Raw genomic sequence first — 13,211 nt, forward strand, 5'->3', positions numbered from 1 at the left:
GGTGAGGGCATGCGGGTCATGGCCGCGAGGCAACGATGACCCTGTCTCTCTTTGTCATGCGTCCCCCTTTCAGGTGACTGCGCAAGCGTCATCAGGGGGACACCGGCGCCGACAACGTGTGGCTGTTGCCACGACTGCCCGCGCAATCAGAAGAAGGACCGCGGCGCCAGCCGTGTCCACAGCGAGCGCTTACCGCCCGGCAATGGCGACAGGTATGCAGCATTGCCGGGGACGCGGACCACCACGCAGACGCCGCCTTCCGGCTGCTCGCTCACCTGCAGGAGACCGCCGATCGCGGCGGCGCGCTCCTGCATGCCCTGGATCCCCCAATGTTTACGAATCGCGTCGTCCGATGGCCGCAGCCCGATCCCGTTGTCGCACACCTCGACGTAGACGTCGGCATCGGTGTAGCCGAGGTGGAGCACAATCTCGGTGGCGCAAGAATGCACGAACGCGTTGGTCAACGCCTCACGACCGATCGATCGAAAGCTTTCCATTCACACGCTACGGCTACTTGGAAGGGGGGGGGGGGGAACCGTTTCGCATGACCCGGCACAAGATGAGCAATTGGGTTTGGTGTTTCCGGCGCGCGTGAGGCTCGGCAACGCAAGCTTGGTAGTGGACGGAGCGAGGGTCGCCCTGACCCCGGGAATGAGGCTGAGCGGCGAGGTAAAAACCGGCAAGCGGCGTGTGATCGGCTACCTCCTCAGCCCCTCCGTCAGCACGGTAGTCAAGCACTCCGGGAGAGATGACATGGAGCAAAAGATCTCGCATAGGCTTGAAGTGGCTCCAAGCAAGCCGGCACCTGTCGAATCCACGGCGACAGAAGAGCTATTGCTGCGGCCAGGAATGCCTGCTCCATGGTTCCGCGCCGCAACCGTTGACAACCCGAACTTCAACTTTGACACGGTGGCAGGACGGCGCGTCATCCTTAGCTTCGTCGGCAACATGGAGGGGAATGCGTTACGCGCGTTGCTCATGAAAATTCGCGCGGTCTACCCCCTTCTTCGGGCAGGGCAATGCGTGTTTCTCGCAGTGAGCACCTCTGAGGCCGAATCACATGCAGAGGCATTCAAAGAAGTACTCCCTCACTGTCCGCTGTTCTTTGATCGTGACACCAAGGTCAGCCGTCTGTACGGCCTATGCGATGACAACAGACGCGGCCGGGCAGTCAGCTACCTACTCGATGAACGACTTCGGGTGATGGAGGTGGTGCCATTGGTGGATACCCCTGAGCAGCACATCGAACGCCTGCTCAGTCATCTTCAGGAGCTACCTGATCTTCCGGCGGAAAAGGTCTCAGAAATTCCGGCCCCAGTCCTCGTAGTGCCGAATGTCTTTGAGCCCGGCCTTTGCCAAGCATTGATCGACTACTACAAGCGCAAAGGCGGCCAGGAGTCGGGATTCATGCGTGATGTGAACGGAAAAACCAAGCTCGTTCACGACCCCATGCATAAGCGAAGAAGAGACCGAGCGATCGATGATAAAGGCCTGCGTGAGGCTTGCAGGTCACGCATTCGAGATTGCTTGCTCCCTGAGGTCGCTAAAGCCTTCCAGTTCAAGGCAACTCGAATCGAGCGATACCTGGTGGCTTGCTACGAGGCTTCAGAATCAGGACATTTTCGAGCGCACCGGGACAACACAACTCTGGGCACCGCGCATCGCAAGTTTGCTGTCTCTATGAATCTTAACACCGGCGAGTACAAAGGCGGCTTACTTCGCTTTCCAGAGTTCGGACGTCATCTGTATCAAGCTCCTGCAGGAGGGGCGTTGGTGTTTTCTTGCTCCCTCTTGCACGAGGCAACTCGGGTGGCCGAAGGATGCAGATATGCTTTTTTGCCATTTCTGTACGACGAAGAATCAGCAAAGACCAGAGATAAAAACAAAATTTTCTTGATTGACCCTCGTTGAAATTAAGTAATGCTATTGATAAGCAGGAGCCAAACTTGTTAGTCCTGATAATTCTTGTATTAATCGTAGCTTTCTTTATAGATTTGCAGAGGGATAGGTGGCCGCAGGCGCGCAGGTTTTCTTCATTTCTTGTTGGTGCATTGGTTGTTTATGTCGCTATCTACATCCTTGTCGGAACATATTCAGATGCGGTAAGCGGTAGAAGTGTTGACATTACTAGGTCGGGCGCAAGATCAGTTGTTACCGTGGGCTCAAGGCCCTTTTGGTTCTGGGTATCAATTGCAGGAAAGGCGGTTGGTGGGGCGTGTATTTTATTTCTTGGTTCAAATGTCTTGTATAAGTCGATAATTAATAGATAGGAATTTTAACATTCATGGAGATCGGCTATGTCCCTTGCATTTGGTTCTACCCAAGTGGGATTGGTGCTTGCAGAACTGCAGGCCGCAATTGTTGCAAATGTTGCTCGAAGCATGAATCAGGTTCGAGATCAGGCTGCTGATCCAAGCGAATTAACAGCAATTGATCTCGCTCACGCTGTCGCCGAGGCGAACTCGCAGTCGGCAGAACTGGCGAATATGTTTGCAGACTGATTTGCAGCAGAGGGTAATACTCAATGGGAGGGGTTGATTCGCCAGTGGGCGAATGAGCTGGCTGACAGTGAGTGTCGGCGCGCGCCATCGTATCGGAGCACGACGCGTCGACGATCAAAGCGCGACAACCTCAACCCATTGATTGCGCTACGAGAGATCGTCCGAACACGACATGACTACGGGTCGAGTCACAGTTAGGGTCAGACGACAGAGTTTGAGTAGCGTCGACAACACAGCTATCAGGCCGGCGACGCATACCAAGCAGTCGTCGCGAGCCAAGCGGTACGGCTGAGACCGGTGACCACGTTGTATCTGGTCACGATTCCGCCCCTAAGAAGGCGCGCTCCGCACTCGGTCGCCCACGAAAGCCTGCGAAATCAATGAGTGGCACGAACCTACGTGTTGGGTCATGAACCGAAAAGCCTGACTCCGCAGCCGCCGCAGCCATGCCGTGATGATTGACATAATGTACATTAGTTTACGGGCATCAGACCCGCTTAACTAACTGATCTGCATAGGGTTTCGCCGATTGAAGGATAATCGGTGAACGACTCGATCCACACGTATCGCTGGCCGCCTGCTCGATGTGCAGTGGCCCGATCGCAGCATGCGCCTGGCAGGGCCCGCGCACCAGAAACGCCGGTCTCGGCGGGCGGTGCGCCTTGAACTACTTCGAGCTCTATCCCGGCGACTACCTGCGCGACACGTCGCGCCTGACGATGCTCGAGCACGGCGCCTATCTGCGCCTGCTGATGGCGTACTACGGGGAAGAGGAGCCGCTGCCGGCGGCCCACGGCGAGCTGTTCGTGATCGTCAGCGCGGTCAGCGCGGCGGACAAGGCGGCGGTGATCAAGGTCGCCGATCGCTACTTCCCGGTCGACGATGAGGACGGCCTGCGCCACAACGGCCGGGCAGATGCCGAGATCGCCAAGGCGCAGAAGCGCATCCAGACGGCGCGCGTGAACGGCGCGAAGAACAAACCCAAAATGAACCCGACGGGTGACCCGACGGGTACTCCCAGCGGGTCTAGCCGTCGGCATACCCACTCTGGTGAAGCTCTCCACACGCCACACGCCACACGAAAAGCTCCTACCCCAGATACATCACCTGCGAGCGTCAAGAACTCTGAGCTGGCCGACGCCCTGGCGCTCGCGCTGCAGGCAATTGGCTACAGCGAATGCAGCAGCGGAAGCCCGGACGTCAGGCTGGCGGCGGAACACGGCATCACGGTTGCCGAACTTCAGGCGGCGGCAGCGGGGAAGATCGGGAAGCCGATCAGCTACCTGGTCTCGCGTGCCCTGGGCAAGCGGCAAGACGCGGCCGAGATCATCAGCGGCCAGCCCTCGACAGCGGCGTCGGTCAAGCCGATCGATCCGGCCGAGGCCGAGCGCAAGCAGCAGATCGAGAAGATCGAGAACCGGATCTACGACGTCCGGCACCTGTGCGACACGCTCGGGATGATCGACGCCGAGGAGCGCGATCGGCGCATCGGCGAGCTGCGTGATCAGCAGCGCGAACTGCGCCAGGGCGCGGCCGCGGAGGCTGTCTCGTGATTCGCCGCATCAACGAATGCCGCGCAAACACGGTTGTTGCACTTGTGCACTGGCCGTCGATGCAGCCGCCCGCGAACCCGCACCACGACCGCGATGAAGCCGGTCGAACCGCTGGCGCCTCTGCGCAGTCTCACCGCCTAGTGAGACAGAACGAAGCGGGCGGATGGGGCGGGGATGCATCGCAAGTCATTGATTCATATGGGGCGCGCGTGGGGCGGTCCGACCGGGGCGACACCCCCCCCTTCGATCGCCGGCCGGGGTCGAGGGGCGGCCGCAACTGCTGGCCCCTCGAAAAATGGGAAGGGGTCCTAGGGGCGCTTCGGAACGTCGGGGGTGCGGCTTGAATGCCGCGGACCTGGCGCCGCTGTCGGCGGCGGTGATCGAGGCGCTGAAGCCGCTGCCGCACGGGATGTCGCTGTCGAACGGGCTGTCGCTGCCGGAGTACCGCCGGCACCTGATGGCGAACGACCGGCGGTTCCGCGAGGTGATGACGCGGGTCGAGGCGATGGGCCTGCCGGCGGCGTCGCTGGCCGAGCTGTGGCTGTGGCTGGCGCACCTGGTGCTGGACACCGGGTCGCGGCCTTCGACCACCGGCCAGTCCTACGCCCGCACCGTGTCGCGGTTCCTGAAGTGGGCGGCCGACGACGGCGTGAACTTCCGCGAGGCGAAGCTGGCGGACTTCGAGCGGTGGACGCGGTGGCTGGCCATCGCCTGCCGCAACGGCGCGACGTGGCGGAAGCAGCAGATCATGGCGCTGCGGAATTTCTACGACTGGCGCCGAAGCCGCGGCCTAGCCGAGGACAACCCGACCGCCGATCTGCGCCACCCGCGCAGCAAGCCCAAGCCGGCGAAGAAGTACACCACCGAGCACCTGCGGGCGCTGTTCCGCGCCATCGATCAGGGCGTGCCGCGCAGCCAGCGGCGTGACCGCGCGGTCGTCCTGCTGCTGCTCACCACCGGCCTGCGCCGCGAGGAACTGGCATCGCTGCGGCTGGCGGACATCGAGTTCAGCGGCCGCCGCGGCGTGGTGCGCGTCAACGGCAAGGGCGCCAAGGAACGCGACGTGCCGTTCGAAGGCCCGGTCGTGCAGACGCTGGGCGACTGGCTGGAGCAGCGCCAGGGCCTGCCGTTCGACTTCGACCCGGACGCGCTGTTTGTCGCGTTCGCCGGGCCGAACCGCGGCGCGCAGCTCACGGTGGACGGGCACGAGGCGCTGCTGGGCAAGTACGCCAGGGCCGCGAAGCTGCGTGAGTGGGGCATCCACCGGTTCCGCGTGACCTTCGCCACGCAGCTCTACGACGACGGCGCCGACATCGAGACCATCCGCGCGCTCATGGGTCACGAGTCCATCGAGACCACGCGCCGCTACCTCGCCGTCTCCGAGCGCGCCCGCAAGACGCGGCTCAACGCCGACCGCCAGCACAGCGTGCTGGGCACCAAACCGACCGGCACGCCGCTCTGGGCGCGTCTGGCAGCAGGGGAGATCACCCGTGATTGATGGCATCGACTTCAGCGACCGCGGCCAGGCGCCCACCGCGTTCGAGGTGGACCAGCTGCGCAAGGCCAACCCGATGGCGCCGTACATCCACGTCGCCCACCGCCTGATGCGCGACCTCGGCGATGTGGCCGGCGCGCAGGCCTTCGCCATCCTGCTCGACGAGCTGGGGGGCGAGAAGGCGAAGCTGCCGGTGCGGCACCGGTTCTTCCGCCGCCTGTGGCGCTGCGAGCGCGACGAGCTGATCCTCACCCTGCACACGCGCCCGGACTGGACGCCGACCGACATCGGCAAGCTGCTGGGCGTCTCCCGCGCGACGGTGAGCGCCGTCGTCAGAACAGGGGGCGCGGCTGTCGCCGCGAGTCGGTAGAACCGTGCCCGTGACCGACACGCCCGCCAACCCGCCCGCGCCCAAGCGCCAGCTCTCCGACCGCGAGCTGGCGCAACGCCGCGAGGCCGCCCAGCAGTCCACCGGCCCGCGCACCGAGGCCGGCAAGGCGCGCAGCAGTAAAAATGCCTGGAAGCACGGGCTCAACAGCGCGGTGCATCGCGCGCATTTCGAGAACGGCATGGGCGCGCTGATCGGCGCCACCGCCAAGCCCTGCCTGAGCAGCTGCCCGAAGTTCCCGTGCAGCCTGGTCGACGAAGGGCTGACGAAGCCCGGCGGGAACTGCCTCGACAAGCAGGTCTACGTGCAGGCTTTCGCCGCAGTGATCGATGCCGTCGAGAACAAGTCGATGACCGGCGTCGGCGCGATGATGGCGTCCGAGATCGCGAGCACGCTGCAGATGCTCCACGACCTGAAAACGCAGGTCACCAGCCTCGGCCCGATGATCGGCATCCCCATGCTCAACGCCGACGGCGAGGTGGTCACGCGCGCCGACGGCAGCGAGGTCATGGGCAAGTGGGTGCCCAATCCCGGCTGGCCCATCGTGCTCAAGACGCTCGAGGTGCTGGGCATCAGCCTGCCCGAAGCGCTGGCAACGCCGCAGGCGCAGAGCCGCGCGAAGGTCGGCGAGGAACAGGCCGACGCCATGCAGCAGGCGCTGGGCGGGATCTTCAAGCGCGCCGGCATTGCGGCGCGGCCTGGGCGCGTCATCGAACACGGTGAAGGCTCATGAGGGAGGTCACGGAGCGCGACCTTCGGCACCCGAAGTTTTCGGAAGGAGAGCCATCCGATTACGAGTTCCGGTCAGACGGTGCCATCGTCCGAAAGGACCGATGGGAGATGGCAGTTCACGCCATCAAATCGGCTGTCGGGGACCATCGCCGAGAGTTCGAAGTTGCGGATGTGGTGGCCGCGGTGAAGGCGCTTGTAGGTCAGATCGAAGGGCAGCCCGATCCGGACGAAGAGCCATGACCCGTCCCGTCCTCAAGGTCGATCTCGTCGGCGCGCAGATGCGCGACCGCGGCGTGTACGACGTCGACCAGTTCGACGCGTGGATGGCGGAGCGCGGGTGGGGCTGGCGGGCGCTGGAGCGGGGCGACTACGGCATCACCATCGACGAAGCGCTGCTGGTCTTCACCTTCGAGTGCCCGCTGCGCTGGGCCGAGACCTACCTGTTCGAGCCGGACAGCGGCGAGCCCTACAAGTTCTGGGACTACCAGCGGCCGAGCATGCTGGCGTGGGATCAGGACGTGGTGCACCAGGACGGCGCCGAGTGCGGCAAGACGCGCGAGATCATCGCGATGGTGGCGTGGGCCGGCTGCACGTCGATGGGCGGGCGCGTGGCGAATCCGTGGTCGCTGGTGGCCGCGCCACAGCAGACGCACCTCGACGAAATCATCATGGCGATCGAGGAGCAGTTCGGCGCCTCGGACGGGCACAGCACCAAGACGCTGATCCAGCACTTCTGGATGAAGCCGAAGAAGACGCCGCACACCATGCACCGCTTCCTCGCGCCCAATCCGATCAACCCGGGCCGGCCGAGCATCGCGCGCACCTACTACCGCCCGGGCGGCCACGACGGCGAGGCCTTCCGCGGCGTGCACGTCAACGGATTCGGCCTGTTCGACGAAGGCGCGAAGGTCAAGACGGAGGTGATCTTCAGCGAATTCTGGCGTGCGCTGAAACCCGGCTGCCGCTCGCGCGTGTACTCGGTGCCGGACGGCGACCGCAGCACGCCATATTTCCGTCTCACCCAGGCCGCACAGCTCAACCTGCCGCCGGAGAAAGACGGCTTCCGCCTGTTCCGCTGGCAGCAGACGATGAAACCCGCGCCGTTCTGGAACGACAAGCGCGAGGCCGACATGATCCGCCGCTTCGGCGGTCGCAACACACCGGGATTCCAGCGCAACGTGCTGGGCGAACACGGCCAGTCCGAGAACCCCGTGTGGCCGTGGGCGGTGATGCTGGCCAACGTGGTCGACATGCCCGGCTATCGCGTGGTCAAGCTGCACGCGGATGTGGAGGCCGACAGCCTCGACATCGAAGTGCTGGGCGTGAAGCTGGTGCTCAACGAAGGCCGCAAGGTCGGCGAGTACATTTGGCTGCAGGACAGCGGTATGGCGTTGTCGAAGATCACGGGTCTCGACGACGCAGGACGCCGGCAGGCCTTTCTCGACATCCTGCGGCCGCACATTCGAGGGGCGGGGCAGGGTGTGTTCTGGGCGGGCGGGGACCTGGGCGAGCGAAACGACCCGACCGAACTGATCCTCAGCGAGGAGGTCGGCACGGTGATGCACGACCTCGTGCGTATCCACGCCAAGGGCTTCGCCTACCACCTGCAGGAAGATCTGATCGCCGCGCTCGACGGTCTGTTCAACCATCTGCCGTTCTGGGGCGCCGATCTGGGCAGCGCCGGCACGACAGTGGTCAAGAACCTGATCAACCTCGACCGTTTTGCCGACTGTGGGTTCGAGGACCGGATGGTCGGCTTCCACTTCCAGCAGAACGTCGACTGCATTGGCGAAGACGGCGCCGCGCTCGAAAAGGTCGACGAGAAGACCGGCGAAAAGATCGTTCTGCACGCCCCAGCGAAACACTGGGCCACCCAGTGCATCAGCGCCCGCATGCAGTCAGGCGGTTACGCGATGCAGTACGACAACGACGTGCTCAACGCCATGGCGACGCAGACCGCACGCCCGGGCGCAAAGTGGCCGATCTACAGCAAGCAGGACGACCACATCCCCGACGCGCGCCGGCAGCAGATGCTGCGGCGCCTGCGATCGCTCACCGGCGACGACGGCGCGCACGATGTGTTTGCGGTGGGGTCTGTGAGGAGGGACGCCAATTGACCTTACTCAGGATCTTTCACAAAGGGTTTCGCTTCAAGTCCAGTCATCTCGCAAACCTCGTGGATTGCGCGGTTGAGAAGCGGGATCAGTTGTTTCGCAACAACTGCGACTCTCGCAAGATGATCAGGCTCAAAAACGCTCGATCTTTTAACGTCAGCGACAAAGGTTCGCAGGTAAGTCGCGTTAGTCAAAGCAAGGTTGATTTCTTGACCCGTTCGGCCAAGCAGGTGCATCGATGTGCGGAACTGATTGAACTCTGGGCTCGGAACAAACTCGTCCGAGCCCAAACTCTGCACTTGCGCCTCCCAGTCATCGCGCGCCAGGGTGGCTTCAAGGTGCATCGCGCTTGCTCTGAGATCGTCAAGGCCACCCAGCAACGCCTGGGCCATAGACAGCTTCAGGTTATCTCGATCGGCTTTCACCGATTTGAGTTCTTGCCGCCTCTGCCACCACGGCACAGCAATAGCAATTGCGATTGCGAAAGTGGCGGCAAAGGCCTGCGCCCAGGAAGCCCATTCGGTAGGTGTCAGACACGGCCTCGTAAAACCAAAAGTCCAGCAAATTTCCGGATGCATCCCTTTTCCCCTGATCGCTCCCTCGTGGAGCCGGGCAATTATCCATGAACCTCAATCCCGCCAGCTGGTTCCGCGGCAAGTCCGCCGCCGCCACCCACAACCAGGGCGGCGCGATCGCGGCCGTCACGCGCGAGGCCACGTCGATGGGTGCGTGGCACAAGGAGCTCGCAGCGTGGGAGCCGCGCGCGGTCAATCCGCATCTTTACGAGGCGCTGAAAGAAGCCATCCCCATGCTCGACGGCGGCGTCAGCCGCCTGGTCACGCTGGACGGCATCATCGGCGTGGAGGGCGGCAACGACCGCATCACTGGGATCATCGACGAGTGGATGCAGAACGTCCCAGTCAACGATCTGGAAACCGGCTTCCAGGCGATGTACGCATCGCAGGGCGAGGAACTCTACGAGCAGGGCATCGGCGTCGCCGAGTTCGTGTTCGACGCCAAGGGCCGCGAGGTGGTGGGCCTGCGCGTGGCGGACAGCAAGGGCATCGGCTTCGTGCGCGGCGACTCGCAGCTGCACACGTTCTACCGCCCGCCCAGCCGCCGTGGTGACCGCCGCGCCGATGGCCTGGGCAACGTGGAGCAGATCCTGCGCGGCAACGCCTGCGCGCGCGACATGATGGCCGCGCTGGTCGGCATCGGCTGCGTGGAGCTGGACGCGTCGCAGTGCATGTTCGCCGTGCACCGGCCCGAGGCCGACAACCCGTATGGCACCAGCGTGCTGCGCAGCCTGCCGTTCGTCGCGCAGATCCTGCTGCGCATGCAGAACTCCACCGCGCGGCTGTGGGAGCGCTTCGGAGACCCGTCGTTCCACGTGGGCTACAAGACCGCCAACCGCAACGTCGACTTCGCCGAGGCCAACAAGCGCGCCGGCAACATCGCGCTGGAACTGGGCCGCTCCATGGCGGCCAAGGCGCACGGCAACAGCGTCGACCTTGCCACTGGCGTGGGCAAGGACGACGAGATCAGCATCGCCGTCATCGGCGCCGTCGGCGAGGCTATGGCGATCGAGATGCCGGCTCGGCACATGATCGAGCAGATCGTCGCCGCGTTCGGCATCCCCGCATGGATGCTCGGCATCAGCTGGGCGCAGGCCGCCGGCATCGCTGAGCCGCAGGCCGAACTGGTGATTCAGGACGCCAAGACCCGCTTCGCGCGTCGCCTGCCGGGCCTGCGCCGGCCGGTCGAAGCCATGCTGCGCGGTCGCGGCATCACGTGGAAGCCGGGCGACTGGCAGATCGTGCAGCACCTGCCGAACCTCCACGACGAAGTGAAGCGCGCGCAGGCCGAGTTCCTGCGCGAGCAGGCGCGGATGATGCGTGGCGAGGGCGGTGGCGACGTCACGCCGCGCGGCCTCGACAACAACCTGCGCGCCAGCCGGCCGGCGCGCTCGAAGGCCAGCAAGGCCAGCAGCGCCGACGACGGCGAACCCCGAGCGGAATCTGACCCGCAGCTGCCTGCGCTCGAGACGCGCACCACCGGCGCCATGCTGTCGGACTGGGCGGCGCTGCGCACAGATGTCCTGCGAATGCTCGGCCTCGACGACCCGGCCACCGGCAAGGCGCGCAAGGCGGGCGAAGGGGACGACGACGAGTTCGGCTTCGTCTTCGATCGCAGCCGTCTCCCCGCGCTGCTGTCGCGCGGCAACCAGGCCACCACGTCGCTGGCGGGCAATCTGCTGGGCGGACAGACCGGCGCCTGGGATCGCGGCATCGTCAACGCCGGGCTGGAACTGATCGCCGGCTTCGACGCGCCCGAGGTGCAGGCCGCCATCGCAGAGCGTCGCGCGGAGATGCGCCAGCACTACGCCGAGCAGGGGCTCGACCTGGTGCGCGGCGGCATGTCACGCCGCTACGAGCAGAACATCGTCGGCCTGCTGTCGTCCGGTGCCTACGACGGCCAGAACCCGGTGCATGTGGCCGCCGACCTGCAGCGCCGCTTCGGCGGCGGCGAGGACAACTGGGTGCGTCTGGCGCGCAGCGAGATCACCTGGGCGCAGGCCGAAGGCAAGCTGGACGGCTACCGCGAAGCGGGCGTCACCGAGTACGACTACGAGACCAGCGAAGACGGACGCGTCTCGCGCATCTGCCTCGATATCGCCGCTGCCGGGCCGTACGACATCGACGATTCGGCGTCGCCGATCCCGCTGCGCGACTCGCATCCGAACTGCAGGTGTTCGGTGCGCGCACGCGTGTAGTGCGCCGCGTCAGAACAGGGGGCGACGCTAGCGTCGCATCCTGAAAAAGTCCGCTCCATACGATCCCGCCCGCGCGCTTGCCGGGCCGTCGAACGGAGCAGGACATGACCGAACACCACGACATCGCCGAGATCCGCAATCTCCCCGAGGCGGAGCTCATCGAGCTGCTGCCCGCCGTCGAACCGGAGAAGCTGGCCGCACTGCGTGAGGCGGAAGCTGCTGACGAGAAGTCGCGGCCCGCGGTGATCGAGGCGATCGACAAGGCGATCGCTGCCGCGTCGAAGTCCGGCCAGCGCACCGACACCGAAACCGCCGCGGCCAACGCCGGCAAGCCGCTGACGAAGGCGCAGCGCCAGGCCGCAGAGCGCGCCGCAGCGGAGCAGCGGAAGCGCGACGCATCGCCGCCGGCTGAACCTGCAGCCGAGGCGCCTGCGAGCGCAGATGCGCCGCCCGCGTGGCAGGCCGACAACTACGACGGCCCGATCACGATTCCGCAGGCCGAGTGGCGCCGCGCGAACCTCAAGCCGGCCCGGGCGGTGCGCGAGAAGTGACGGGCACGACGCGCCATAAATCGCTGTCGCTGCGCATCAAGTCGGCCGGTGCGCCGAGCGATGCGCAGTTGGCGGCGATCGCGTCGTACACGCTGGCCGAGATTCCGGCCGAAAAGCTGTACGTGCGCACGTTCGCGCTGGCGCACAACGGCATCGACCGCGACAAGGAATGCTTCGACGAAGCGCTGCTGGCGAACTTCGCCGACACGCTGCCGGGCAAGGGGCTTTTCATCAAGCATCCGTCGGGCTGGGACGGCGACAGCGGTCCGGGCAAGGGTCGCTGGTTCGGCGCGCAGCTGGACCGGATGAGCTTGGACGAAGCCCGCACGCTGCTGCGCGCGCCGAACCTGCAGTTTCCGCCTGGCGTTGAAACCGCCGTGCTGCTGATGGCCGACGCCTACCTGATCCGCACGGCCGGCAATGCCGGCCTGCTGGACGAAATCGACGCCGGCATCGTCGGCGATGTGTCGATCGGCTGCACGGTCAAGGACGCCGAGCGCGTCGTGGACGCCAACGGCGTCGAACTGAATGTCTGGCGCCTGCTGGGCCCAGGCGAGGCGCTGGAAGCCTCGCTGGTCTGGCTGGGCGCGCAACCCGGCGCACGCGCCATCAAGAACGCACCCCGCAACGAGGACAACCCCGTGGATCTCGAACAGCTGAAGGCCGCGAAGGCCGCATCCGACCAGAAGGCCACCGCGCTGCAGGCGGAACTGGACCAGGCGAAGCCCTCGCACGACATCGTGCTGGGACTGCGCAAGGCGCTGGGCGACCAGGCGTCGCTGATCGACAAGCCCGACGACCTGGCCGCATCGGTCAAGGCTGCCGCGGTGTATCGCGACGAGCTGGTCGAGACCATCGTCAAGCAGGAACGCCAGCTGGGCCTGTGCGACGACGACGACGAATCGGTGACCGCTGCCAAGGCGATCTACGCCGGCGACCCGCTCACGCGCCTGCAGGACCGCGCCAAGCGCCTCGAAGCGCAGGCGACGAAGGGCGGCCGCATGCAGTCGTCCGACGCGCACCGCGGCCAGGCGCCGGCGCCCACCGGCGAGTTCGCAGAGAACCCCGCGTTCGGCTGATCGCCGAACGCCTTTCCTCATTCCG

At 65.0% G+C, this 13,211-nt stretch carries 12 protein-coding genes; 10 read left to right on the forward strand and 2 right to left on the reverse strand.

Annotated elements, in window-relative coordinates; translation table 11 throughout:
- Positions 1–146: 146 nt before the first annotated feature.
- Complete coding sequence (locus AC3A5K_RS02220) at positions 147–464, reverse strand: sensor histidine kinase (RefSeq protein WP_487615874.1); 318 nt, start codon at positions 462–464, stop codon at positions 147–149.
- Between the two features lie 289 nt (positions 465–753).
- Between AC3A5K_RS02220 and AC3A5K_RS02225 the strand changes: the two genes are divergently transcribed.
- The 7 genes from AC3A5K_RS02225 (at position 754) to AC3A5K_RS02255 (ending at position 8,786) form a co-directional block, all read left to right on the forward strand.
- Complete coding sequence (locus AC3A5K_RS02225) at positions 754–1,911, forward strand: redoxin domain-containing protein (RefSeq protein WP_487615875.1); 1,158 nt, start codon at positions 754–756, stop codon at positions 1,909–1,911.
- Positions 1,912–2,297: 386 nt separating this feature from the next.
- On the forward strand, positions 2,298–2,501 hold the full coding sequence (locus AC3A5K_RS02230; RefSeq protein ID WP_487615876.1) for a hypothetical protein: 204 nt from the start codon (positions 2,298–2,300) through the stop codon (positions 2,499–2,501).
- 662 nt (positions 2,502–3,163) lie between these two features.
- Complete coding sequence (locus AC3A5K_RS02235; protein WP_487615877.1) at positions 3,164–4,054, forward strand: YdaU family protein; 891 nt, start codon at positions 3,164–3,166, stop codon at positions 4,052–4,054.
- A 340-nt stretch (positions 4,055–4,394) separates the two neighbouring features.
- Complete coding sequence (locus AC3A5K_RS02240; protein ID WP_487615878.1) at positions 4,395–5,552, forward strand: tyrosine-type recombinase/integrase; 1,158 nt, start codon at positions 4,395–4,397, stop codon at positions 5,550–5,552.
- Positions 5,545–5,919 (forward strand): hypothetical protein, encoded by a 375-nt coding sequence (locus tag AC3A5K_RS02245; RefSeq protein WP_487615879.1) that lies wholly within the window; start codon positions 5,545–5,547, stop codon positions 5,917–5,919. Before AC3A5K_RS02240 ends, AC3A5K_RS02245 begins: the two co-directional genes overlap by 8 nt.
- A 4-nt stretch (positions 5,920–5,923) precedes the next feature.
- Positions 5,924–6,670, forward strand: a complete 747-nt coding sequence (locus AC3A5K_RS02250; RefSeq protein WP_487615880.1) for a hypothetical protein — start codon at positions 5,924–5,926, stop codon at positions 6,668–6,670.
- 235 nt (positions 6,671–6,905) lie between these two features.
- Entirely contained in the window at positions 6,906–8,786 is a 1,881-nt protein-coding gene (locus AC3A5K_RS02255; RefSeq protein ID WP_487615881.1) for a hypothetical protein, read from the forward strand.
- Between the two features lie 2 nt (positions 8,787–8,788).
- Here the strand turns inward: AC3A5K_RS02255 and AC3A5K_RS02260 are convergent, their stop codons facing one another.
- Positions 8,789–9,361 (reverse strand): hypothetical protein, encoded by a 573-nt coding sequence (locus AC3A5K_RS02260; protein ID WP_487615882.1) that lies wholly within the window; start codon positions 9,359–9,361, stop codon positions 8,789–8,791.
- Positions 9,362–9,405: 44 nt separating this feature from the next.
- Between AC3A5K_RS02260 and AC3A5K_RS02265 the strand changes: the two genes are divergently transcribed.
- The 3 genes from AC3A5K_RS02265 to AC3A5K_RS02275 all read left to right on the forward strand — a co-directional run bounded on the left by AC3A5K_RS02265 (position 9,406) and on the right by AC3A5K_RS02275 (position 13,186).
- Positions 9,406–11,556: a minor capsid protein gene (locus AC3A5K_RS02265; RefSeq protein ID WP_487615883.1), complete on the forward strand. Its 2,151-nt coding sequence runs from the start codon at positions 9,406–9,408 to the stop codon at positions 11,554–11,556.
- Between the two features lie 104 nt (positions 11,557–11,660).
- On the forward strand, positions 11,661–12,107 hold the full coding sequence (locus AC3A5K_RS02270; protein ID WP_487615884.1) for a hypothetical protein: 447 nt from the start codon (positions 11,661–11,663) through the stop codon (positions 12,105–12,107).
- Positions 12,104–13,186: a hypothetical protein gene (locus tag AC3A5K_RS02275; RefSeq protein WP_487615885.1), complete on the forward strand. Its 1,083-nt coding sequence runs from the start codon at positions 12,104–12,106 to the stop codon at positions 13,184–13,186. The genes AC3A5K_RS02270 and AC3A5K_RS02275 overlap by 4 nt, the downstream gene beginning before the upstream one ends.
- Positions 13,187–13,211 lie beyond the last annotated feature (25 nt).

The organism is Luteimonas sp. Soil_C_5, from assembly GCF_057656615.1.

Excerpts from the sequence above, each read along its gene's own strand:
- AC3A5K_RS02225 (WP_487615875.1), top strand. The coding sequence starts at position 754 with ATGGAGCAAAAGATCTCGCATAGGCTTGAAGTGGCTCCAAGCAAGCCG.
- AC3A5K_RS02230 (WP_487615876.1), top strand. The coding sequence starts at position 2,298 with ATGTCCCTTGCATTTGGTTCTACCCAAGTGGGATTGGTGCTTGCAGAA.
- AC3A5K_RS02255 (WP_487615881.1), top strand. The coding sequence starts at position 6,906 with ATGACCCGTCCCGTCCTCAAGGTCGATCTCGTCGGCGCGCAGATGCGC.
- AC3A5K_RS02260 (WP_487615882.1), bottom strand. The coding sequence starts at position 9,361 with ATGCATCCGGAAATTTGCTGGACTTTTGGTTTTACGAGGCCGTGTCTG.
- AC3A5K_RS02265 (WP_487615883.1), top strand. The coding sequence starts at position 9,406 with ATGAACCTCAATCCCGCCAGCTGGTTCCGCGGCAAGTCCGCCGCCGCC.
- AC3A5K_RS02270 (WP_487615884.1), top strand. The coding sequence starts at position 11,661 with ATGACCGAACACCACGACATCGCCGAGATCCGCAATCTCCCCGAGGCG.